General features: G+C 47.3%; 25 protein-coding genes and 4 tRNA genes. 20 read left to right on the top strand and 9 right to left on the bottom strand.

The window, feature by feature from the left end:
• Positions 1–214: 214 nt before the first annotated feature.
• From NKU06_RS02095 to NKU06_RS02115, 5 genes are all read right to left on the bottom strand, one after another.
• A complete protein-coding gene (locus tag NKU06_RS02095) occupies positions 215–658 on the bottom strand; it encodes a YbjQ family protein (protein ID WP_253224609.1) in 444 nt (147 codons plus the stop codon).
• Positions 658–1,029: a YbjQ family protein gene (locus NKU06_RS02100; RefSeq protein WP_254731991.1), complete on the bottom strand. Its 372-nt coding sequence runs from the start codon at positions 1,027–1,029 to the stop codon at positions 658–660. Before NKU06_RS02100 ends, NKU06_RS02095 begins: the two co-directional genes overlap by 1 nt.
• Before the next feature lie 95 nt (positions 1,030–1,124).
• Positions 1,125–1,646, bottom strand: coding sequence for a YecA family protein (locus tag NKU06_RS02105; RefSeq protein ID WP_254731992.1), 522 nt, complete (start codon positions 1,644–1,646; stop codon positions 1,125–1,127).
• 78 nt (positions 1,647–1,724) lie between these two features.
• Positions 1,725–1,952: a PA3496 family putative envelope integrity protein gene (locus NKU06_RS02110; RefSeq protein WP_253224155.1), complete on the bottom strand. Its 228-nt coding sequence runs from the start codon at positions 1,950–1,952 to the stop codon at positions 1,725–1,727.
• A 104-nt stretch (positions 1,953–2,056) separates the two neighbouring features.
• Positions 2,057–3,292 (bottom strand): hypothetical protein, encoded by a 1,236-nt coding sequence (locus tag NKU06_RS02115; RefSeq protein WP_253224156.1) that lies wholly within the window; start codon positions 3,290–3,292, stop codon positions 2,057–2,059.
• 190 nt (positions 3,293–3,482) lie between these two features.
• Between NKU06_RS02115 and serB the strand changes: the two genes are divergently transcribed.
• The 4 genes from serB to hemJ all read left to right on the top strand — a co-directional run bounded on the left by serB (position 3,483) and on the right by hemJ (position 6,791).
• Complete coding sequence (gene serB, locus NKU06_RS02120) at positions 3,483–4,592, top strand: phosphoserine phosphatase SerB (protein WP_254731993.1); 1,110 nt, start codon at positions 3,483–3,485, stop codon at positions 4,590–4,592.
• A 36-nt stretch (positions 4,593–4,628) separates the two neighbouring features.
• Positions 4,629–5,138 carry a hypothetical protein gene (locus tag NKU06_RS02125; protein ID WP_253224158.1) on the top strand — a complete coding sequence of 170 codons (510 nt, stop codon included), beginning with the start codon at positions 4,629–4,631 and terminating at the stop codon, positions 5,136–5,138.
• A 104-nt stretch (positions 5,139–5,242) separates the two neighbouring features.
• Positions 5,243–6,283 (top strand): biotin synthase BioB, encoded by a 1,041-nt coding sequence (gene bioB, locus NKU06_RS02130; protein ID WP_253224159.1) that lies wholly within the window; start codon positions 5,243–5,245, stop codon positions 6,281–6,283.
• An 82-nt stretch (positions 6,284–6,365) separates the two neighbouring features.
• On the top strand, positions 6,366–6,791 hold the full coding sequence (hemJ, locus tag NKU06_RS02135) for a protoporphyrinogen oxidase HemJ (RefSeq protein ID WP_254731994.1): 426 nt from the start codon (positions 6,366–6,368) through the stop codon (positions 6,789–6,791).
• Positions 6,792–6,910: 119 nt separating this feature from the next.
• Here hemJ and NKU06_RS02140 read toward each other — a convergent pair whose 3' ends face one another.
• Positions 6,911–7,981: an enoyl-CoA hydratase/isomerase family protein gene (locus tag NKU06_RS02140; protein ID WP_254731995.1), complete on the bottom strand. Its 1,071-nt coding sequence runs from the start codon at positions 7,979–7,981 to the stop codon at positions 6,911–6,913.
• 216 nt (positions 7,982–8,197) lie between these two features.
• Here NKU06_RS02140 and yaaA point away from each other — a divergent pair, with 216 nt between their 5' ends.
• Both yaaA and NKU06_RS02150 read left to right on the top strand, forming a co-directional pair.
• Positions 8,198–8,977, top strand: coding sequence for a peroxide stress protein YaaA (gene yaaA / locus NKU06_RS02145; RefSeq protein WP_254731996.1), 780 nt, complete (start codon positions 8,198–8,200; stop codon positions 8,975–8,977).
• A 47-nt stretch (positions 8,978–9,024) separates the two neighbouring features.
• Complete coding sequence (locus tag NKU06_RS02150) at positions 9,025–10,059, top strand: thermonuclease family protein (protein WP_254731997.1); 1,035 nt, start codon at positions 9,025–9,027, stop codon at positions 10,057–10,059.
• 104 nt (positions 10,060–10,163) lie between these two features.
• On the opposite strand, the gene NKU06_RS02155 is transcribed toward NKU06_RS02150, so the two are convergent.
• Together NKU06_RS02155 and NKU06_RS02160 are read right to left on the bottom strand one after the other, a co-directional pair.
• A tRNA-Leu gene (locus NKU06_RS02155) sits at positions 10,164–10,248 on the bottom strand.
• 206 nt (positions 10,249–10,454) lie between these two features.
• Positions 10,455–11,507, bottom strand: coding sequence for a DUF4105 domain-containing protein (locus tag NKU06_RS02160; RefSeq protein ID WP_254731998.1), 1,053 nt, complete (start codon positions 11,505–11,507; stop codon positions 10,455–10,457).
• A gap of 116 nt (positions 11,508–11,623) precedes the next feature.
• Between NKU06_RS02160 and NKU06_RS02165 the strand changes: the two genes are divergently transcribed.
• The 6 genes from NKU06_RS02165 (at position 11,624) to NKU06_RS02190 (ending at position 14,986) form a co-directional block, all read left to right on the top strand.
• On the top strand, positions 11,624–11,935 hold the full coding sequence (locus tag NKU06_RS02165; protein WP_254731999.1) for a rhodanese-like domain-containing protein: 312 nt from the start codon (positions 11,624–11,626) through the stop codon (positions 11,933–11,935).
• A 266-nt stretch (positions 11,936–12,201) separates the two neighbouring features.
• Positions 12,202–12,278, top strand: a tRNA-Pro gene (locus tag NKU06_RS02170).
• A 59-nt stretch (positions 12,279–12,337) separates the two neighbouring features.
• A tRNA-Arg gene (locus NKU06_RS02175) sits at positions 12,338–12,414 on the top strand.
• Between the two features lie 23 nt (positions 12,415–12,437).
• Positions 12,438–12,513, top strand: a tRNA-His gene (locus NKU06_RS02180).
• 243 nt (positions 12,514–12,756) lie between these two features.
• A complete protein-coding gene (locus NKU06_RS02185; RefSeq protein ID WP_253224166.1) occupies positions 12,757–13,545 on the top strand; it encodes a thiazole synthase in 789 nt (262 codons plus the stop codon).
• Between the two features lie 82 nt (positions 13,546–13,627).
• The gene (locus NKU06_RS02190) at positions 13,628–14,986 is read left to right on the top strand and encodes a wax ester/triacylglycerol synthase family O-acyltransferase (protein ID WP_254732000.1); all 1,359 of its coding nucleotides are present in this window, start codon (positions 13,628–13,630) and stop codon (positions 14,984–14,986) included.
• A 122-nt stretch (positions 14,987–15,108) separates the two neighbouring features.
• Here NKU06_RS02190 and NKU06_RS11540 read toward each other — a convergent pair whose 3' ends face one another.
• Positions 15,109–15,240 (bottom strand): hypothetical protein, encoded by a 132-nt coding sequence (locus NKU06_RS11540; protein ID WP_256470638.1) that lies wholly within the window; start codon positions 15,238–15,240, stop codon positions 15,109–15,111.
• A 589-nt stretch (positions 15,241–15,829) separates the two neighbouring features.
• Between NKU06_RS11540 and NKU06_RS02195 the strand changes: the two genes are divergently transcribed.
• From NKU06_RS02195 to ureG, 8 genes are read left to right on the top strand one after another with little or no spacing between them, the layout of a single operon-like run.
• A complete protein-coding gene (locus tag NKU06_RS02195) occupies positions 15,830–16,720 on the top strand; it encodes an urea transporter (RefSeq protein ID WP_254732002.1) in 891 nt (296 codons plus the stop codon).
• Between the two features lie 30 nt (positions 16,721–16,750).
• On the top strand, positions 16,751–17,053 hold the full coding sequence (ureA, locus tag NKU06_RS02200) for an urease subunit gamma (protein ID WP_254732006.1): 303 nt from the start codon (positions 16,751–16,753) through the stop codon (positions 17,051–17,053).
• Between the two features lie 39 nt (positions 17,054–17,092).
• Positions 17,093–17,398 (top strand): urease subunit beta, encoded by a 306-nt coding sequence (ureB, locus tag NKU06_RS02205; protein WP_253224170.1) that lies wholly within the window; start codon positions 17,093–17,095, stop codon positions 17,396–17,398.
• A 9-nt stretch (positions 17,399–17,407) separates the two neighbouring features.
• Complete coding sequence (gene ureC / locus NKU06_RS02210) at positions 17,408–19,138, top strand: urease subunit alpha (RefSeq protein ID WP_254732008.1); 1,731 nt, start codon at positions 17,408–17,410, stop codon at positions 19,136–19,138.
• An 11-nt stretch (positions 19,139–19,149) separates the two neighbouring features.
• Positions 19,150–19,716 carry an urease accessory protein UreE gene (gene ureE / locus NKU06_RS02215; RefSeq protein WP_254732010.1) on the top strand — a complete coding sequence of 189 codons (567 nt, stop codon included), beginning with the start codon at positions 19,150–19,152 and terminating at the stop codon, positions 19,714–19,716.
• Positions 19,717–19,719: 3 nt separating this feature from the next.
• Positions 19,720–20,415 carry an urease accessory protein UreF gene (locus tag NKU06_RS02220; protein WP_254732012.1) on the top strand — a complete coding sequence of 232 codons (696 nt, stop codon included), beginning with the start codon at positions 19,720–19,722 and terminating at the stop codon, positions 20,413–20,415.
• A 25-nt stretch (positions 20,416–20,440) separates the two neighbouring features.
• Positions 20,441–21,025, top strand: coding sequence for a HupE/UreJ family protein (locus NKU06_RS02225; protein ID WP_254732014.1), 585 nt, complete (start codon positions 20,441–20,443; stop codon positions 21,023–21,025).
• A 31-nt stretch (positions 21,026–21,056) separates the two neighbouring features.
• Positions 21,057–21,692 (top strand): urease accessory protein UreG, encoded by a 636-nt coding sequence (ureG, locus tag NKU06_RS02230; protein WP_253224175.1) that lies wholly within the window; start codon positions 21,057–21,059, stop codon positions 21,690–21,692.
• Positions 21,693–21,759 lie beyond the last annotated feature (67 nt).

Consider the following 21,759-nt stretch of genomic DNA (forward strand, 5'->3'; position numbering starts at 1 on the left):
TTCCAAAAACAAAAACCACGGTTCATGATGAATCGTGGTTTTTTACTGGGTTTTAGTAGACCCCCTCCCAGCCCCCCTTGAAAAAAGGAGGGGGAGGGGGAGGAGCCACTCCTTTTCAGATGATGTTGAAAAGAGGAAGCCCCCTCCCCTTGTTAAGGGGAGTGTTGGGATGGGGTTTATTGACAGACAATTTCAACCAAGAAACACTAATCAATCACTTCACCGCCACGCCATAAGCCAGCACTTCCACACCGCCATCAATATCACACATCTCAAAGCGGATGCCATAGATGGCATGACAGCCTGCATGGTTGGCTTGGTGTTTGGCGCGCACCACGGCTTCACGGCGCGCACGGTCAAGCAGACTTTCATAGACGGTCAAATTTTTACCAAATAAGCTCATGATTGCCGCCATCACAAGCTTAAAGCGGTCTTGGGCAATGACCACGCTGCCTGTGACAAATACCGAATCACGCACCCCAACAGGCTCAAAAAATCGCTCGCTTGACACGGTGATATGCGCCAAATCGCTTTCGTCTTTTTGTAAGCTTGCCAAGTGCTTTTTCTCAGCGCGCGTACCAAAATACCAACCGACCACAAACAGCACAATGGCAAAAATCCAGTCAGCATACCGAAATAATACCGCTTCAATATCCATCACGCATTGCCATTATTATCAAGATGATCTGAAGAATTTCCAAATGGATTGAATTTTTTCTGCACTTTCACCGCTGTGCCATAGACGAAAATCTCGGACGCGCCTGCGGTGATGTTCGATGTGGAAAATCGCACACCGACAATGGCATCTGCGCCAAGTGCTTGAGCTTTGGCAATCATGCGTGCCATGGCTTCTTGGCGCGCTTCTTCAAGCAGCTCAGTATAAGCCGTCAGCTCACCACCGACGATGTTTTTTAGACCTGCTAATAAATCCTTACCCACATGCTTACTGCGAACGGTGCTGCCATAGACAACATCGAGTCGCTCGGTGATGATGTGGTTTGGCAAGGTTTCAAGATTGGATAATTGCATGATTTTCCTTGGTAAACTTTGGATAAAAATAAAAATAAGATGAAAAAAGCAGGAAAATCGCCCTGCTTTTTTAATAATCACCAAACAATCGGTGATCAATCATCGGTATGGAATAATAAGAACAGCTCAGTGATGTTGTCTTCTAGGGCATTTGCCATATCTGCCAGCATCTCATCGCTACGAATCTCATCAAGCTCTTCATCGATGCCTGACAACACCACCATCGGCAAGGTCAAATCAGCAACATCTTGTTCGGTGTTTTCATCATCAAACCAATCGACATTCTCATCAGAATACATCGCATCGACAAAGCCGATCGCCCATGCTGCCAAGTCGCCATCTTCACTGAAATCTTCCGCTTCTTCGCTGGCATCGAATGGCAGCTCAATCGGCTGCTCGGCTTTGAGCGTGTCGATCAGCTCTTGACGCCATGCTTGCAGCGCGGTTTTCACTTCGCTTGGCACAGCCGCATCCGCCCCTTCAAAAAACGCCGACAGCCAGTTTGGTAATGGCTTACCCACCACAGTTGCGGTCAAAAAACCATGCGCCGCAATTGGGTCAAGACCCATTTCATTGGCAGGCGATTCTAAGTAGGCGAACAGTTCTTGTTTATTCATTTTTCATACTCTTTGTAAAAAATAAGGCTTATACCGACACGCTGTCAGTATAAGCGGCAGTGTTTTGGTAATTGGCGATCAAAAATCATCGTCCAAATCATCAAAATCATCATCCAAATCGTCAAATTCGGCAAAATCATCTTCATCTTCTAGCGCGCGCTTAAGCTTGTTCAGTCGCTGCTCTTCTAATAAAGCGTCGATTTTTAGGCGTTTTTCGAGCGGTTTGGCCTTGCCTTCATCAGCAAGCTTGGCATCGGCATCTTCTTCAAAGTTATCATCATCAAAATCATCATCAATATTGCTCATAATGACTCCTTAGTATTCATTACAATCATTCCTACCCTTGTTATCCAAAGGGTTTGAATAGCCTTATAAATGAATTTTGAAATTTTGTCAAGTAATAAGATTACTTACTCTTCTAAAAACACCGCATCACGCGCCACACGCAGTCGCGTCACCGCACTTTGGTTCAGCGAGCTGACCACTTGGCAGTCGCGCTCTGATGCTGACAATGGTTTATCCAGTGTATCAAGCACGCCCACAGTGGCGATTTCCTGCTTAGCAGCACTGTCAAATAATAGTACCAGTGGCAAACCGCGGCGCGCTGAGATGCTGTGCACGGTATTGGCTTGGGCGCTGTCACTTGCCATGGTGCTGATGTTTAGGGCAAATTGTCCTTGTTTGCGATGGCGTTCATAGACGATTTGATTGACCATCAAGGCAAGCTTGGCAAGCATCAATGACGCGGTTGCCACTTTGGCGTGCTCATGCTCAGCCACAAGCGTGACGCTTGCGCCATTTTCATCAAAACTTTTGATGCTATGGATTGACACGCCTGCCAATAATGGCGCATCAAGCAGCTTTTGTGCCGCCTTGGCAAGCATCTGATCACACAGCGCAAAGTACATCTGCTTATGATCGAAACTTAATGCCAATAGCAAGCCATTAGGATCATCGAAACGCACTTGGGTGACATAGCTATCAGCAACTTTTGGTGCGGCTACTGGCATCTCCTGCTCTTTATCGTCATCATCTTGGATATCATCAGCCACAGCCGTCTGTACTTGCACAGGTTCAGCCACTTCAGCGACTGGCAAAGTGCCTGAAATAACGCCTTGGCTGATCAGCTTAGCACGCGTTTGGCTTGCGATTTGTGCTTTAAGCTCTTTGCTTGGGCGCGCAAAATAGCTGTACGCCACCCAAATCAAACCATGCAGCACAAGCATCGCCAGCAAAAACAACCACTGACCTGACAAGATACTCGCCGTGCGCACCGCCTTAGTCTCGATCACCGCCGAACCCAGCACCTTATCACCTGAGATGATCGTCTCGTTCTTGGTGCGATAGCCGCTTTCGCCTTCACCGACCGACACCACGATATTATCCGCAGCGTTATACACACCAACATACGCCACTTCAGGCTCTTTGGCATATTGGCTTGCGATATAGCTCATGCTCACGCGGTCATTGGCAGCACTTGGCATCACCAAATCCGCGCTCATCTCAGCGACCAAGCGATCCGCGATCATGCGATGATTCTCGGTTTGTAGGCGGTTTGAGCTAATGACAAAAAAGATGATGTGCAATAATAAGCTAATCAGCAAAATGACAAAAAAAGTGGTTTGCTTGGGGGCAGAATATGGCATGATGAGTCTAAAACCAAAATAACAAGGACAAAACGGTCTTTTGTAAGCAAAATAAACTAATTTTCCCATGTTTGCACCATTTACGCAACTGTTTTTAATTGATTTGCCAAATTTGCACATATTGCCCTTTTATCATCGCTAGTTTGGTGCTAATATGTTCATTTTTATCCTGACAAGTTTTGAGTGACTTATGAGCATCTACGCCCTACCGAATAATAGCCAAGCATGGCAAGCTGCCCTAAGCCAAGTGGCGCACATTCTGCCCGATGCCCTGCACGGCTGCGATCTTGATAACCTAGAACACTGCGCACAGCTTGGGATATTGCCATTATTTGCCATCGTCGTCGTCACCCAAGATGGTGCACAAGTCGATACGCTGATGCAGTCATGGACAGCCACCCAAGCCAATTGGCAGCTGATTACCGTCTGTGATGACGATGCCGCCAAAGCACGCGCGCACAAGATCGATGGCGGCGAGACTGTAAGCAATGTGGGGATTTATCGCTATTTGCTTGCACCAAAAGTACAGACCGAGATGAGCAGCGAGAAAAAAACTGCCGCTGCGCACATCATCGATGAGCAAATCAGCGCACATTTGGCTTTACATATCCAAGCCGATGTGCATATTTTATCCGCCGAAAAAATGCTGACGCGCCATCGTTTGGCGTGCTTTGACATGGATTCTACCTTGATCCAAGAAGAAGTGATCGTTGAACTTGCCAAATTCTGCGGCATCGAAGATAAAGTCTCAGAGATCACCGAAGAAGCGATGCGCGGTGAGATTGATTTTGCCACAAGCTTTGCGCGCCGCGTGGCACTGCTTGCTGATACACCAGTGAGCGTGGTCGATGAGATCATCGCCAATCACATTCATTTTCAACCTGGTGCAGCCACCGCGATCAAGAGCCTAAAGGCATTGGGCTATCATACGGTGCTGATCTCAGGTGGCTTTGAGCCATTTGCCGACTATGTCGCGCGTACGCTTGGCATGGATGAATTTTATGCCAATCCACTCATCAATGATGGTAAGGTGCTGACAGGCACGGTTGCCGATCCGATTTTGGACGGCACACAAAAAGCTGCCATCGCCCAAAAAGTCGCCGCACGCTTAGGTCTATCCATGCAAGAAGTGGTCTGCATCGGCGATGGTGCGAACGATTTGCCAATGATGGCGGTCAGCGATCTAGGCATCGCTTATCATGCTAAGCCAATCGTGCAAGCACGCGCATCGGCAGCGGTGAATGTCACAGGGCTTGAAGGTGTGCTGTATGCCCTAGGTCATCGACTGGATAAAGCTTAAGCCATTTATATATATTTACTTTATTAAGGAAAACTTATGTTTACCGTCCCTGTAATCAATGTCAAAACCGATCCATTGGACGCATTGCTCGCTGCGCTTGGTCTGCGCCTACAGAACCTTGCCAAGAGCAAATCCAATGATGCGTTTAACAATTTGATCAAAGATCGCACCGTGTGCATTCAGTTCATCTCACCGAGTGTTGAGCGGTATTTTCGCTTTGATCATGGGCATTTTGGGCAGACTGCAGGCACAGCACAAGATGCTGATCTGACCATTGATTTTAAAGACTCGATGACTGGCGTCAAGCTACTCACCAAAGGCGATGTCGCAGCCTTCATGACAGCAATCCAAGATGGCGATGTCAAAATCACGGGCGATTATAAACTGGTGCTGTGGTTTGCAGGTATTGGCAAACAAGCTGCCACCATTCCTGATGAATATAAAGGCTATGTCGAGCAAGCCAAGCCTTATCTTGAGATGGCAAAACCTTATGCCAATACCGCCAAAGATTTATTAGTATCTCTAAAACAAAAACTGGGCAAATAAGCCAAACTTTGGCATGACATTGGTAGAATAAATAGCAAAGGGATTTGCTATTTTTGATAAAATTCATTACAATTGTACACTTAAATTCTTGACGAGATGACCCAATGATGACACAAATTTCCAAGGATGAAATCGCGCGTTTATTCGATTTGCCACTGATGGACTTGCTGATGCAGGCGCAGACCGTGCATCGCCAACATTTTAATGCCAATGAAGTGCAAATCAGTACGCTACTTTCTATCAAAACAGGCAACTGCCCTGAAGACTGTGGCTACTGCTCGCAGTCGGGTCATCATCGCGACAAGACAGGCTTAACGCCTGAAAAACGCCTTGAAATCGAAAAAGTACTGGCCGCCGCACGCCGCGCCAAAGCACAAGGCTCATCGCGCTTTTGCATGGGGGCAGCTTGGAAACACCCAAGCGATAAAGATATGCCGTATTTGGTCGAGCTGATCAGCGAGGTTAAGGCGATGGGGCTTGAGACTTGCATGACCTTAGGTATGCTAAAGCCAGAACAAGCGCAAACCCTTGCCGATGCTGGACTTGATTATTATAATCACAATCTGGACACATCGCGCAACTATTACGACAGCGTCGCCACCACGCGCAGCTACGATGACCGCCTTGAGACCATCGAGTATGTGCGCAATGCCGGTATCAATGTCTGCTCAGGCTCTATCGTCGGCATGGGCGAAAGTCGCCAAGACCGCATTGACTGGATCTATGAACTGACCCAAATGCCGATCCCGCCGCAGTCGATTCCTGTAAACTTGCTCGTCCCCATCAAAGGCACGCCGCTTGGCGATAAGGTCTTGGCAGAAGGTAAATTATCCGTGATCGAATGGATTCGCACCATCGCTGTTACGCGTATTGCTTGCCCGACAAGCTATGTGCGCTTATCTGCTGGACGCGAAAGTCTAAGCGATGGCGAGCAGGCATTGGCATTCATGGCGGGCGCGAACTCATTTTTCTATGGCGATAAGCTACTGACCACAGGCAACCAATCAACATCACATGATGATCGCCTAATGGCAGAGCTTGGCTTGACGCCGACACGCCCGATGCCAAAGCCGCAAATCATCGATGCGATGAGCGGTACAGCGATCAATCAAGAACTGCCTGAAGGCTGTCCTTTAAGCGCCTAACGAGCCACCCATCTATCATCAAAGATGTGCTATACTAGCGCATCTTTTTTGTTGAAACATCAAGCTTTGTCGGGGAAAATCAATGCTAGAATACATCCGCGCGTTTCACATCATCAGCATGGTGTGCTGGTTTGCAGGGATTTTTTATTTGCCGCGCCTATTCGTCTATCATGCGATGAGCGATGATCAGACCAGTCAAGAACGCTTTGCCATCATGGAGCGCAAGCTGTATCGCGGCATCATGACCCCATCGATGATCGCTACTTGGGGTTTTGGCCTGGGCATGATCGCCCTTGCCCCTAGCGTGTACCTGCCCCAAGGCTGGCTGCATATCAAGCTTGCCTTAGTCATCTTACTCACCATCTATCATCTTGCCTGTGGCAGATTTCGCTTGCGTCTTGCCAATGAACCACAATACAAAAGCCATGTCTATTGGCGATGGTTTAACGAAATTCCTGTGATTATCTTAATCTCCGTGGTGATTTTGGCGGTGGTTAAGCCGTTTTAATTCTTATTAATAATATTCCCATTAAATAAGCCCAAGTGATCGCTAACACACTTGGGCTTATTTACCTGCCTAATACTCCAAATAAATGCTCTACAATAAGCACTCTGAAACTTCACCTTTTACCAAGGCACAAAATGCACATCCAAATGCGACTGCGGCAGCGTATCTATCGTATAATGCCACTTCGGATTTTTATCTTTATCAATCAGTAGCGCGCGCACCCCTTCGGCAAATTCACCAAAATGACAGCAATACAGCGCAACGATCAGCTCCATATCCATCACTTGATTAAAGCTATAACCATCTACTTTATGATGAATCTGCCACGCTAAGCCTGCCGATGTCGGGCAGCATTGGCGATAACTTGCCAAAGCCTTGGCGATATACTCATTATCATCGTACTGCCCCGATCTTGCCAATCTATCAAAATCCTGTAAGCTATCTACCGCAACCAACGCACTTGCCTGCGCACGATTTGGCAGCAGCCAGCCATCACCCAGTAGCGTCGGATTGCTTAATTTATCCAAGCAATTATTTAATAAAGTTTCATTATCTGATCTATTATCCGTCCAAGCAAGTGATGATAAGGCAGTGATCAGTATATCAAAATCAGCACCATCCATCGCATAATCTGCCACGCCCAGCGCCAAAGCATCCGCACCATTAAAGCGCGCCCCTGTCAATCCCAAAAACAACCCCAAGCGATCAGGCATATGCTTTAAAAAGTACGAACCGCCCGCATCGGGAAACAGCCCGATCGCCACTTCAGGCATCGCCATCATCGTCGTCTGTGTGACGATGCGATGACTGCACGGCGTGGCAATCCCCATGCCGCCACCCATGACGATGCCGCTCGCCCAGACGATACATGGCTTCGGATAAGCCTTGATCTGCTTGCACAGACCGTATTCGGTGACGAAAAACTGCAACGCCAAGGGATTGGGAAATTCTTGATCATTATAATGATGATATAGCCCACGAATATCGCCGCCAGCGCAGAACGCCTTTTCGCCCATACCGCGAAACAGCACTGCGACAATGTGTACATCATCTTGCCATAAGCTTAATAGCGCGCTGGTTTCGCGCACCATCTCAAGAGTTTGCGCATTGAGCGAATCAGGATTATTTAAAGTAATGACACCGATTTTATAACCGTCGTTTAATTCGATAAAGTCCTTGATAATACTCATCTTTTTTCCTTAAAAAAATCATTGTCAGATGAATCAGTCATCGCACCAAATATGCCTATTTGGCATACCTGATCACAAATTATACAAAACTTTCGCCCAAAACCCAACTCATGATTGATGGTGCAAAAATAATCGTCCATGATTTTTAAATTGGCAATCTGATTATGTTTGGTATAATGTTGTTATGCTTTTGGGATAAATTTTTAGGATAATTTTATGTATTTTTTAATTTCACCTGCCAAAAACTTGGACGAAAAAACCCCTGTGCCGCTCGATGTCAGTGCGCATTTGACCACACCTGAGCTCATCGATGATGCGATGACGCTGATGCACACGCTCAAAGACTGCGATGCCATTGATCTACAAGAGCTGATGGGCGTTTCTGCCAAGATCGCTGAGCTTAATGTCATGCGCAATCAGCGTTGGGTATATCCTTTTGATGACAGTGCCAAGCCTGCGGTATATCTGTTCGATGGTGATGTCTATACAGGGCTTGATGCTTATACACTTGACGCAGATGAGATTGGTTATCTCAATACCCATCTTGGGATTTTGTCTGGGCTGTATGGGTTGCTTCGCCCACTGGACTTGATGCTGCCATATCGCCTTGAGATGGGTACGAAATTTAAGACGCCACAAGCGGACAACCTATATCAATTCTGGGGTGATCGCATCACCGATGTCATCAATGCGCGTATCGATGAATCAGGCTCGCAAGTCTTGGTCAATCTAGCATCGAGTGAATATTTTGGCGCGGTCAATCCTAAGAAAATCAACGCACGCATTATCACGCCGCGCTTTGAAGATGAGAAAAATGGTAAATTTAAAGTGATCAGTTTCTATGCCAAAAAAGCACGCGGTTTGATGGTGAATTATGCCGCCACACATGGCATTACCGAGCCTGATGCACTCAAGGCATTCGATGTCGATGGCTATTATTTTGCTGCTGATGTCAGCGATGATGATACTTGGGTGTTTCGCCGTGCCGAGCAATAAACAGGCAAACATTGGTTAATTTTTAGGCAAATCACAGATCTGACATCATGGCAAAACCACGCAAACCGCGCAAAACCACACCGCCAAGCAAACGCACGCTATCACAATACACAGCCAAGTTGCCACAGTGGCAGCAGCTGATTTTTTGGTTGATTGCACTTGTGCTCGGTGCTTGTGCGCTTGCCATGATGGTGATTCAGCCGATCGCAGGGGCGATTTGGCTAATTGCTGCCATCCTTGTAGTACCACCGATACTGCACAAATTATCATGGCGCACATGGCAAAACATGGCAGCAAGCTTAATACTGGGTGCGATCGGGCTGATCGCAGCAGTAGTACTGGGCGGTAAAGAGCATAGTCCCGATGCGACACTTGACACAGGCGCGCAGATCGTCAGTCAAGCAAGCAACATCGCAAGCGAGCAAGCCAAATCCGCCACCGACAGCCTAAACAAACAAGTCAAACAAAGTGCCGATGCCACAAGCAGCGCCTTGGGCGGTATCAGTAGCTCAATCGATGAGCTTGGCACTGCCATCAGCTCGCCGATCAGCCAAAGCACTGATAGAATCAACGCCAAGCTTGATGAATGGCGCGCCCTAACCAAGCCAAACACCAAATCTGATGGTGTAGATAATGACAGTGATCAGGCTGCCGCACGCCCTGCTGATCATGCCATCAGCTGTCGTATCGTCGGCGTCAGTGATGGCGACACTGCCACTTGTCTGGATGTCAATAAACAGCAAATCAAAATCCGCTTCGCACAAATCGACGCACCAGAGCGTGGACAGGCTTATGGACAAGTCGCCAAGCAGGCACTCAGCGATCAGATCCATGGTAAATCAGTGGTGCTCGCCATCACCGAATACGACCGCTATGGGCGCGCCGTCGCCGAAGTCTTCGTCAATGGACGCAATATCAATAAACAAATGGTCGCCGATGGCTATGCGTGGGCATATCGCGCGTATATGACGGACAATGATTATCTACTGCTTGAAAGCCAAGCCAAAAGCCAAGACTTAGGATTATGGTCGCAGCCCAATCCAATCTACCCAGAAGAATTTCGCAAAGCCAAACGCCAATAGCGCAAAATAAAAAGCACAAGGAAAAATCCGTTGTGCTTTATTTATATATCAGAGAAAATCCAGACAATAAAAAAGACCAGCTTTCGCCAGTCTTCTTTAGAATTTGGTGGGGTCGGAGAGACTCGAACTCTCACACCTCGCGGCGCTGGAACCTAAATCCAGTGCGTCTACCAATTCCGCCACGACCCCAAGTTGTAGTATCAATCCGTATCGCATCGCTGCGTCGTCTTGATGGTGCGTATTATATAGAGTTTTGAAATTTGTGCAAGCACTTTTTTCATCATTTTGTCAAAATTATTGCAAATAGTTTATAACTTATTGATTTTACATAAGTTTTGTTATTGATATTTTGCATAATAATTTTGGCAATCATGCAGATATTGTCGCCCTGTCACTTACTTGGATGTATTTAACAGCGTATCAATATCTAAACCTTGGCGAATTTGCTGAGAAAACTGCGCCGATGACATCGCTGCTGCCATATCCATCTGCGCTCTGTCAGCCGCCACACGATCATTGATAAATGCTGCCTTATGCCAAGTGTCAAACGACACACGATTATCAATCGCACCCAGCTCGTACAGATATTCAGGCAATCGTCCTGACAGTAAAATGCGATAATCCACAGGCACAGGATCAATCTCTTTAACTAACTCAAAAATCTCCGTCGTGCAATTGGCGGTCAAAGTATTGTACCAATCAGGCTGCTTACGCAAACGCTCAGCCAGCTTTAAATAACTCAAAAATAGCTGCCGCATATCAGCACGATCATAAATGAGTGGGTACAGATACACGCGCTCACCGCGGGCATTGCTGCGCGTATAGATGATGTCTTTTTCGTCAGCGGCGATCACCGTCATCTCATATTGACGGAAAAATCCACCAACCGAACTGAAACTTTCGCCAATTTCCTTACGAATCTCCACCGAAAACGCCACGCGCTGCCCATCGCTAAAGCCAAAGGACAATAGCGTATGCGCGATATCGTCATTATCCCAAATCGAAATGACAAGATCGAGCGTCTCAAGCTTGGACAAATCATAACGGCGCACTTCCCACGATGGCGTGTAATTAAACTCACTCACCCACTGAAAATCACGCACATTATGTACAGTTACGATGTCACCCTGCTGCTCATAATCAAGCTGCTTGGCGACATCATCCTGCCACGCACGCTGATTGCTCGGCTGCATCAAAACCAGCCACGCCGTCACCGCAAGCAAGCCAAGCGTCAGCACCCAATGCGCACGCCGCCATTTGCGTGTCAATCCCACGCCGAACGCCGCCGCCATCACCGCCATCACAGGATAAGTCGCCGCGCCCAAAGGTTTATGCACCATCAGCGCAAGAGACCCCCATACCGTCCATAGCCCAAGCACACCTGCCACTGTCGAGCGAGCAACCGTCGTCATTACAGAGCTGCGCTCGTTTACATTTTGCTGATTCATAACTTCATTGACATAATATGATAATTCCTCCATCATATCATATATGTTACACTTTATTATAACGCCTTTTATCAATATTCTTGATAAATCATCCACCAGCTTTATAAGGAAAATGTATGATTACCGAGTTACCGATCAGTGAATTTCAGCCAAGCCAAGACAAAACCATCTGGGATGTACGCGATGCGGACAAATACCAAGAAGGTCATATCGAATACGCACAATCACAGCCGCTTGCCACCTTAACCAAAGAAAAACTCGATGCGACCACAGGCGACATCTATGTGCTGTGCGGTGGCGGTACGAAGGCTGCCAAGGCGGTCGCGCTGCTTGATGAGCTTGACCCAAGCCGAAACATCATCCATCTGACAGGTGGTACACGCGGTGCAGCAGCGTGCGGTATGACGATCGTCCAAGAAAATGGCTAACACTGATCCATTTTGGCAAAATTGGCTTAAAATTCATGCTTAATTCTGTCAAATTCGCCCATCATCAGATCATGATGATGGGCGTTTTACAACTTCACCAAAAATCATCACAAAAATTTCACAAATTAAAATCATTAAAAATCAATAACTTATAAACTTTATGCATATTTTTAAAAATAAGCGCTTGACACTTTTGGGTCTTGCTTGTATTATACGCACCACAACGACGAGCTACTAACGAAAAGCTTGAAGTTGATGAAAAAAATCGGAGTGTAGCGCAGCTTGGTAGCGCATCTGGTTTGGGACCAGAGGGTCGGGGGTTCGAATCCCTCCACTCCGACCATTTTTAAAGCCTTAAAGGCTTTTTTTGTTGGTAAATACCCCAACATATAAGCCACTCGAGCGCCTGTAGCTCAGTTGGATAGAGCATCTGCCTTCTAAGCAGGTGGTCGCAGGTTCGAATCCTGCCAGGCGCGCCATATGCCTGCAAAAATTTATTATGGCGGCTGTAGCTCAGTTGGTAGAGCCCCGGGTTGTGATCTCGGTTGTCGTGGGTTCGAGTCCCATCAGTCGCCCCATCTTCTAGGCCCATCGATGATTTCGGTGGGTTTTTTATCGTTTGTCATTTTTTCACCCCATACAAGTTATAAACCACTTTACCCTTGTGCTGATTATCGCTATACTGTACACGCTTTAAGATTATAACATCAATAACAACAATGATCGTTTAAGAGCAGAACAACTGCACGATAGCGCGTCACTTGCCATAGGAAGTCTGCATCGCTGTGCGATGCTTTTAAACGACTAATAAAGGTAAAAATATGACAACAGATACTTTAACCATCGGCTCTCGCACCTTTAATTCTCGCCTGCTGGTCGGCACGGGCAAATACAAAGATTTGACCGAAACAGCAAGCGCCATCGAAACCAGTGGTGCTGAAATCGTCACCGTCGCCATCCGCCGCACCAACATCGGACAAAATAAAAACGAACCCAATCTGCTTGATGTCATCTCACCGAATAAATACACCATTTTGCCAAATACCGCAGGCTGCTTCGATGCCGACAGCGCGGTGCGCACCTGTATGCTGGCGCGTGAATTGCTGGATGGGCATAATCTGGTCAAGCTTGAAGTACTGGGCGATGACAAAAACCTATATCCCAATGTCATCGAGACCGTCAAAGCGGCACGCACGCTGATTGATGATGGCTTTGAAGTGATGGTATATACTTCGGACGATCCGATCGTCGCCAAAGAGCTTGAGAGTATGGGCTGCGTGGCGATCATGCCATTAGGCAGTCTGATCGGCTCAGGACTTGGACTGCTAAACCGCCACACCCTAAGTCTAATCATCGAACAAACCCAAGTGCCTGTCCTAGTCGATGCAGGCGTCGGTACAGCATCTGATGCGGCGATCGCCATGGAGCTTGGCTGCGATGGTGTGCTGATGAATACCGCCATCGCCCACGCCCAAAATCCTGTGCTGATGGCATCGGCGATGAAGCACGCGGTGATCGCAGGTCGTGAAGCTTATCTGGCAGGTCGTATGCCAGCGCGCTATATGGCACAGGCAAGCAGCCCGCAGACAGGATATTTTTTCACCAAATAAGTAAATTCACCCATCAGCCACTTATCAAACCCCAAAAATTTTGCTATTATGCGCTTTTTGGGGCGTGAATTGGCGGTAAATTGTGCGTGCGTTAAGCGTTGTTGATCTCTTATTTTTGTTATTCGAAAACAGCAAGCAGCCGATGCATGTCAGCGGTTTGTGCACCTTTGAGGTTCCAGTTGGTGATGAGCATTTCGTCAGCCGCCTGATGAGTGAGATCAATACGGAGATTTTGCCGAATTTTCCATTCAATCAAGTACTGTATCGGCAGATTTTTTGGCAAGTGTCCGAAGATTTTCAGCTACATCATCATTGCCAATATCATAAGCTTACAACTGGCAGTAATGATGAGCTGATGACGCTGATTTCGCGCATTCACGAAAGACCACTGGAGCGCAGTCGTCCGCTGTGGTCGATTCACATTATTGATCATCTTGCGCCTGAGTCTGATGGCGCACCCAAGCGCTTCGCCTTATTTCTAAAAATTCATCACGCGCTGGCCGATGGTGTCGCAGCGATGCGCCTGTTTCAGCGATCTTTAGCACAGACTGCGTATGAGAAAAATATGCTGCCTGTCTGGGCAATGAAGCTCAAAAAATCCACCGCCCCACCACCGCCCGATCAACCGTGGGCAAAGCACATCAGCGAGCAGATCAAAAGTCTTGCACCTGCTTGCCGTGAGCTTTTGGTGAATTTTAGCCAAAAAAAACAGCAAAACCGCCATCTGATCAGCAGCTTCGATGCACCCAAATCGATACTCAATCAGCGTATCGGCACGGCGCGCCATCTGGGCATTCGAGCATTTGATAAAGCGCGGTTTGTCACCATTGCCAAGCGGTTCAATGTCAGCACCAATGATGCACTGATGGCGGTCTGTGGTCATGCCCTGCGCACTTATCTGCTTGGTCAAAATGCCCTGCCTGAACAATCATTGGTGGCGTTCGTGCCTGTCTCCTTGCGTGATAATGACAGCTCGGTGGGCAATCGCATTTCATTCACGCCGACCCTGCTTGGCACAGAGCATGACGATGCCATCATGCGCCTGCACGACATTCACCACAGCATGAAACTTGGTAAAGAACGCTTTGAGCGGCTTAGTTGGTCGGCGGTCATCAACTACACCGCGCTTAGCTATGGCTGGGCTGGGCTAAACCTTGCTACGCGCGCATACCCCACCAAGCAAGCCTTTAATCTAATCATCTCCAATGTTCCTGGTGATGATATGCCACTATTTCTAAATGGCGCAAAGCTGACGGGCATTTACCCTGCGTCGGTACTGTTTGACGGGCAAGCGTTGAACATCAGTTTTTGTAATTATCAAAATCGCATTGATTTTGGCATCACTGCCTGTCAGACCGCCCTGCCAAATATCGAGATACTGCTTGATTTGATCGAAGATGCGCTACAAGTTTATGAAAAATTAGCCACCGATCAAGCTTAACTTGACAGATTTATCACGCGCCAAATCATATATAAAATCCCACCCAATAAAAAAGCCGCCAATCAGCGACTTTTTTTTAAACCCAAATTTATGAAACGATACAAGTAATCGTAAGTTTGCCCTTATGCAGTCATGGCAAGTGGCTTGGCATTGCCTTGCGCTAGCTTCTTAAGTACCGCAACGATCATTTCGCTGGTGATTGGCTGCTCTTTACCTTTTGATAGTACATTCATTTCAGTAATATTTGTATTCATGGCTATTTCCCCATTTGCTTTAAGTCGGTGGCGATTGCTTGCGACTGGTATCTTTTTCGTTGGACTTAGTATAACCTAAGTTTACGAATGTACACAACGACTAATTGCGATTTTGACCCTGTAAAGTGTAAACACTTGTTTCATTTTTGACACACTTTGTCATAATTGGCGAAATAATGAGTTTAAATGATAATAAGTATCAGTTCGCCATCATGTTGCGTGATTTGCCAATTTAATTTCCCATTCCAAATTCAAGCCGCCACTCACCCATCTGTCTTATTCTGCTCTCAATATACTTTTGCACGCTTTTGATATTTAGTATCCATAATCAGCATTATATACATATATATATAAATTTATGATTAGTATATTATATTTTCATATAAATATAGAATGATTTACAAAATATCTCCATTTTACAAGAATATCCCTGATATGTTTAATTCCTATTACGATTTTGAGTGGTGATATTGGATTTTTAAAATAAAGAATATAAAGTTTGCAGATTTATCTTGGTTTATATTATTTATTTTTTGCATAATTATTGACCATCACCATTCTATAACTGAGCAAAATAGGGATGATGCACATGGGGTTATTCAAAACCACACTCACTGGCATTGGGCAAATTTTTTTGCAGCAAAGCGCGCTATCTGGCTTGATCATCGCGATCGGTATGTTTTTTAGCCACTGGACATTGGCGGTCGCCTGCTTGCTTGGATCGTTGATTGGCACGATTTGTGCGCACCTGCTCAAAGCCGATGACCAAGCGATCGCGCAAGGCTTATATGGATTTAATGGCAGTTTAAGCTTTATGGCGGTGCTATTTACCTTTGGCTTGGTGGATGCAAGCAACCCTGTGATTTGGCTACTGGGTCTAACTGCCAGCATCGTATCGACCATCATCATGCACATCTTTTTATTAAAACAAAAACCTGCTTTTACCTTTCCATTCATCGCCACCAGTTGGCTATTTTGTTGGGGCGTGGCGCAGCTAGGCTTGTTCGGTCTTAGCCAAACCACACCGCCGCTGCCTGACCATACCAGTATCTTTGCAAGCTTACAGTTTCCCTTTTATGCGTGGGCGGAAGTCAATTTCGGCGCCAGTGCCATCACCGGTGTACTGCTATGCCTAGCTGTCGCCATTCATACGCCCATCGCTGCGGTGTACGGCATGATGGCGGCGATTATCGGCACTTTGATGGCGCATTATCTATTCGGTGTCGATGCCAATACTTTGGCAAATGGTATTTACGGCTTTGCGCCGATTTTGGTGGCGTGCGTGTTCGCTGGATCGAAATTGAACGATTTGTGCTTGATTGTGCTTGGTGTCTTGTTGGCGGTATCCATCCAGTATGGTATCACCTTGACAGGTCTTGCCCCTTATACAATCGGCTTTGTGGTTGCGACATGGCTATTATTACCACTCAAAGCCAAACTCATCAACTACCGCCCACAGGCTGCGACTAAATTTTCATAACTCACTACTGTTCAAAATAAGGAACTTTGTATGCATTTAACTTCCCGAGAACAAGAAAAGCTGATGCTGTTTTTGGCAGGAGAGCTTGCCGCCAAGCGAAAGGCACGCGGTTTGAAACTCAATTATCCTGAAGCGATGGCATATATCGCAAGCCACCTACAAGAATCTGCGCGCGACGGCATGAGCGTCGCTGAAGTCATGGCGTATGGCGCGACATTGCTTGGTGTCAATGATGTGATGGAAGGCGTGGCTGAGATGATCGATGAAGTGCAGATCGAAGCCACCTTTGCTGATGGCACAAAGCTGGTCACTGTTCATCATCCGATTCGCTGATGTGTAATAAATTCAATCAATGATTTTTAAGGATATTTTATGATACCAGGTGAATATCAATTGGCAACAGGTGACATCACTGCCAATCAAGATCGTAAAACCATCTCTTTACAAGTCGTCAATACTGGCGATCGCCCTATTCAGGTCGGCTCGCATTATCACTTTTATGAGACCAATGCCGCACTACAATTCGATCGTGCGCTTGCTCGGGGTATGCGCCTGAATGTCCCATCTGGCAATGCTGTGCGCTTTGAACCTGGTGAAACCAAAACTGTGCAATTGGTCGCCTATGTCGGCGCGCGCACTGTGTATGGATTTCACAATCAAATCGATGGCAAGTTATAGGAGAGTATCATGAGCTTAACCATTCCACGCAGTCAATATGTGGCGACTTTTGGGCCAACCGTTGGTGATAAAGTGCGTCTTGGCGATACCGATCTTTGGGCGACCATCGAAAAAGATTATCTGACTTATGGCGATGAGAATAAATTTGGCGGCGGTAAAAGCGTTCGTGACGGCATGGGTCAGTCAGGCACAGCCACCCGCGCCAATCCAAATGTCTTGGATTTTGTTATTACCAATGTGATGATCATTGATGCCAAGTTAGGTATTGTCAAGGCAGACATCGGCATTCGTGATGGCAAGATCGCAGGCATCGGACAAGCAGGCAACCCTGACATCATGGATAATGTCACGCCCAATATGATCATCGGCGCAAGCACAGAAGTACACAACGGCGCGCATCTGATCGCGACAGCAGGCGGTATCGATACACACATTCACTGGATCACACCCCAACAAGCCGAACACGCTATCGAAAGCGGCATCACGACCATGATTGGCGGTGGCACGGGTCCTGCCGATGGCACGCACGCCACCACTTGTACACCTGGTGCGTTTCACATTGAGCGTATGTTGCAAGCTTGCGAATCACTACCTGTGAACATCGGACTTTTTGGTAAAGGCAACTGCGCCACCACCGAGCCACTGGTCGAACAGATCAAAGCAGGCGCATTGGGTCTGAAAATCCATGAAGACTGGGGCGCAACACCTGCTGTGATTGATGCTGCGCTTAAGGTCGCTGATGATATGGACATTCAGGTGGCAATTCATACAGATACCTTGAACGAAAGTGGCTTTTTGGAAGATACCATCAAAGCCATCGACGGACGCACTATCCATACTTTCCATACCGAAGGCGCAGGCGGTGGTCACGCCCCTGATATCATCAAAGCTGCGATGTACACCAATGTTCTGCCAGCATCCACCAACCCAACACGCCCTTATACGGTCAATACCATCGATGAGCATCTGGATATGCTGATGGTTTGTCATCATCTGGATAAGCGCGTGCCTGAAGATGTTGCCTTTGCTGATAGTCGCATTCGCCCTGAAACCATCGCTGCCGAAGATATTTTGCACGACATGGGCGTGTTTAGCATCATGAGCTCAGACTCACAAGCCATGGGGCGCGTCGGCGAAGTGATCATCCGCACTTGGCAAACCGCTGATAAAATGAAAGCTCAGCGCGGCAGCCTGCCTGATCCCGTCACAGGCGATGATAATGACAACTATCGCATCAAACGCTACATCGCCAAATACACCATCAACCCTGCCATCGCGCACGGCATCAGCCATGCGGTCGGCTCGCTGGAAGTTGGCAAACTTGCGGATATCGTACTGTTTAAGCCGATGTTCTTTGGGGTAAAACCTGAAGTCATCATCAAAAGTGGCATCATCAGCTATGCCAAGATGGGCGATCCGAACGCATCCATTCCAACGCCGCAGCCTGTCGTCTATCGTCCGATGTTCGGCGCACTGGATAAATCCAATTACCACAATGCAGTGTATTTTGTCTCGCAAGCTGCACACGATGCCGATATCGCGCGTCAATACAGCTTACAAAAACCTACCATCGCGGTCAAAAACTGCCGTGATGTCAGCAAAAAAGACTTGGTGCACAACGATCAAACACCCGAGATCACCGTCGATCCTGAGCGCTATCAGGTGCGCGTCGATGGTGAGCTGATCGGCTGTGATCCTGCTGATAAATTACCATTGGCACAGCGTTACTTCTTATTCTAAAAGGAATGATAATGAGCGATTTGATTATCATACAAGAGATTTTGGGTAAGTTATCCCAATTACAACAAAGCGGTAAAATCACCGATCAGACCATTGATTATGTACATTTGCAATGGTTTGAAAGTGATCGCAACATTCTGCGTAAGACCAGTCAAGCAGGTCGCGAAGTGGCATTTCGCCTGCTCAAAGAAGGTGTGCGCTTGGCGCATGATGATGTGGTCATGCTTGATGAGCAAACAGCTTTGGTTGTTGCTATTGAACCTTGTCAGGCCATCGTCTTATCACCCAAAACCCTACCTGAGATGGCGCGCGCCTGCTATGAGATTGGTAATAAGCACGCACCGCTGTTTTTGGAAGGTGATGAAGTGTTATTGCCTTTTGACAAGCCAATGTTTGCTTGGCTAGATGCCGCTGGCTTTCACCCAAGTGAGCAGATGCGCCGCCTAAGTCATGCCTTGCGCGCCAACTCTGCACAAGGACATGGACATGGTCATGACCATCACCATCATCACGATCATGGTGATCATGCGCACAGTCACGGTCATAACCATCACCATGATCATGCGCATAAGGACTGACCCATGACACAGGCGCTCACTCAGTTAGGTGCATTGCTGCATTTGGTTGATCCTACTCTACCAATCGGTGGTTTTAACCACTCCAATGGGCTTGAGACTTTCGTCCAAGAACGCGTGGTGCACAACAAAGACAGCCTACACAGCTATGTCCAAGTACAACTACAGCAGAACTGGGCGTACAACGATGGCGCGTACTTATCCTTGGCTTATGACGCCATGATGGCAGATGATGTGCAAGCCTTAATCCAACTTGATCAAAAACTTGCCGCCACCAAAATGCCACGACAAATCCGTGACGGCGGTGCCAAGCTCGGCATTCGTTTATTAAAAATCTTTAGGCGTTATGAGACGCATCCGACTTTATTGGCATATGCAGATGCACTGACCCAAAAGCACGCCAAAGGATTTTTCCCCATTGTATTTGCCATCGTGGCAGCAGCGATGGGACTGGATAAGAGCAGTACTTTGTACGCATTTTATTATAATGCCGCGGTCGGCGCTGTGACCAATGGTGTAAAACTCATTCCTTTAAGTCAGATGGATGGTCAAGATATCTTGTACGCACTGCGCACACCCATTGAACAAGCGGTGCAAAGCAGCCTAAATCCTGATCTGTCTTGGCTTGGAGCAGCCACGGTTGCAAGCGACATTCGCGCCATGCGCCACGAACAACTTTATACACGCTTATACATGAGCTAATCATTTTTACACAAGGAGACTTCTTATGAAACCAGTACAATCACGCACTTTAATGGCATTGACCGCGCTATTACCAAGCTTGGCAATGGCACACCCTGGTCACATGGATGGCGGTCATGCCTTTATGTCAGGGCTACTGCACCCGATTGGTGGTCTAGATCATCTACTGGCGATGGTTGCTGTCGGACTGTGGGCAGCGCTATTGAGCGCACGCTTTAAAAACGCCGTCTGGGCAGTGCCAGCAAGCTTTGTGGCGTTGATGGTTGTCGGCTTTTTCTTTGGTTTACAATCAGGCAGTATCGCCATGACCGAACAAGCCATCGCTGCATCAGTTTTGGTCATTGGCTTGGCAGCAGCATGGGTAAAACAAATACCTGTTGCTTTGGCATCAGTGATCGCAGCTGCATTTGCATTTTTCCACGGTGTCGCGCACGGTGCTGAAATGAGCGGCGGCGCAGCAGGTGTATTTGCCGCAGGTTTTGTACTAAGCACCATTGCACTGCATTTGGTCGGTCTTGCGTTTGGTATGGCGCTGAGCAAAAACACCCTACTGACTCGCACCGCAGGCACTGCTATCGGCTTGGCTGGTCTTAGCTTTTTCTTTATTTAAATAAACTTAACTTGATAATAACGAGAATACCATGCGAAATTATATCAAAATCGGTGTCGCAGGCCCTGTAGGCGCAGGCAAGACCGCGCTGATTGAGCGACTGACACGCAAAATGGCAAATGATTACAGCGTTGCCGTGATCACCAATGACATCTATACCAAAGAAGATGCAGAGTTTTTGACCAAAAATAGCCGCCTGCCTGCCGAGCGCATCATGGGTGTAGAAACAGGCGGCTGCCCACACACCGCCATCCGCGAAGACGCATCCATGAACCTAGAAGCTGTCGATGAGATGGTGGCGCGCTTTCCTGATGTTGAGATCGTTTTCATCGAGTCTGGCGGCGATAACTTATCAGCGACATTCAGCCCTGATTTGGCAGATGTGACTTTATTCGTCATCGATGTGGCACAAGGTGAAAAAATCCCGCGCAAAGGCGGACCAGGTATCACGCGCTCAGACTTATTGGTCATCAATAAAACCGACTTAGCACCCCATGTCGGCGCAAGCCTTGAAGTCATGCAGCGCGATGCCAGTCGTATGCGTCAGGGTCAGCCGTTTATTTTTACCAACTTAATGACCCAAGAAAACCTAGATGGCGTCATCGGTTGGATTGAAAAATACGCTCTATTAAAAGCAGTGGACGAGCCTGCTGCTTTGGTACGCTAATGACCATCACTCTATGACAGCCACAGCCCATGTCTTTGATAGACCATAAGACATGGGCTTAATGGAT

The organism is Moraxella sp. FZLJ2109, from assembly GCF_024296965.1.
Lineage (GTDB): Bacteria > Pseudomonadota > Gammaproteobacteria > Pseudomonadales > Moraxellaceae > Moraxella.

Bases quoted from the DNA above. Each gene is read 5' to 3' on its own strand.
- NKU06_RS02095 (WP_253224609.1), bottom strand. From the start codon at position 658: ATGGATATTGAAGCGGTATTATTTCGGTATGCTGACTGGATTTTTGCC.
- NKU06_RS02100 (WP_254731991.1), bottom strand. From the start codon at position 1,029: ATGCAATTATCCAATCTTGAAACCTTGCCAAACCACATCATCACCGAG.
- NKU06_RS02105 (WP_254731992.1), bottom strand. From the start codon at position 1,646: ATGAATAAACAAGAACTGTTCGCCTACTTAGAATCGCCTGCCAATGAA.
- NKU06_RS02110 (WP_253224155.1), bottom strand. From the start codon at position 1,952: ATGAGCAATATTGATGATGATTTTGATGATGATAACTTTGAAGAAGAT.
- NKU06_RS02115 (WP_253224156.1), bottom strand. From the start codon at position 3,292: ATGCCATATTCTGCCCCCAAGCAAACCACTTTTTTTGTCATTTTGCTG.
- serB (WP_254731993.1), top strand. From the start codon at position 3,483: ATGAGCATCTACGCCCTACCGAATAATAGCCAAGCATGGCAAGCTGCC.
- NKU06_RS02125 (WP_253224158.1), top strand. From the start codon at position 4,629: ATGTTTACCGTCCCTGTAATCAATGTCAAAACCGATCCATTGGACGCA.
- bioB (WP_253224159.1), top strand. From the start codon at position 5,243: ATGATGACACAAATTTCCAAGGATGAAATCGCGCGTTTATTCGATTTG.
- hemJ (WP_254731994.1), top strand. From the start codon at position 6,366: ATGCTAGAATACATCCGCGCGTTTCACATCATCAGCATGGTGTGCTGG.
- NKU06_RS02140 (WP_254731995.1), bottom strand. From the start codon at position 7,981: ATGAGTATTATCAAGGACTTTATCGAATTAAACGACGGTTATAAAATC.
- yaaA (WP_254731996.1), top strand. From the start codon at position 8,198: ATGTATTTTTTAATTTCACCTGCCAAAAACTTGGACGAAAAAACCCCT.
- NKU06_RS02150 (WP_254731997.1), top strand. From the start codon at position 9,025: ATGGCAAAACCACGCAAACCGCGCAAAACCACACCGCCAAGCAAACGC.
- NKU06_RS02160 (WP_254731998.1), bottom strand. From the start codon at position 11,507: ATGAATCAGCAAAATGTAAACGAGCGCAGCTCTGTAATGACGACGGTT.
- NKU06_RS02165 (WP_254731999.1), top strand. From the start codon at position 11,624: ATGATTACCGAGTTACCGATCAGTGAATTTCAGCCAAGCCAAGACAAA.
- NKU06_RS02185 (WP_253224166.1), top strand. From the start codon at position 12,757: ATGACAACAGATACTTTAACCATCGGCTCTCGCACCTTTAATTCTCGC.
- NKU06_RS11540 (WP_256470638.1), bottom strand. From the start codon at position 15,240: ATGAATACAAATATTACTGAAATGAATGTACTATCAAAAGGTAAAGAG.
- NKU06_RS02195 (WP_254732002.1), top strand. From the start codon at position 15,830: ATGGGGTTATTCAAAACCACACTCACTGGCATTGGGCAAATTTTTTTG.
- ureA (WP_254732006.1), top strand. From the start codon at position 16,751: ATGCATTTAACTTCCCGAGAACAAGAAAAGCTGATGCTGTTTTTGGCA.
- ureB (WP_253224170.1), top strand. From the start codon at position 17,093: ATGATACCAGGTGAATATCAATTGGCAACAGGTGACATCACTGCCAAT.
- ureC (WP_254732008.1), top strand. From the start codon at position 17,408: ATGAGCTTAACCATTCCACGCAGTCAATATGTGGCGACTTTTGGGCCA.
- ureE (WP_254732010.1), top strand. From the start codon at position 19,150: ATGAGCGATTTGATTATCATACAAGAGATTTTGGGTAAGTTATCCCAA.
- NKU06_RS02220 (WP_254732012.1), top strand. From the start codon at position 19,720: ATGACACAGGCGCTCACTCAGTTAGGTGCATTGCTGCATTTGGTTGAT.
- NKU06_RS02225 (WP_254732014.1), top strand. From the start codon at position 20,441: ATGAAACCAGTACAATCACGCACTTTAATGGCATTGACCGCGCTATTA.
- ureG (WP_253224175.1), top strand. From the start codon at position 21,057: ATGCGAAATTATATCAAAATCGGTGTCGCAGGCCCTGTAGGCGCAGGC.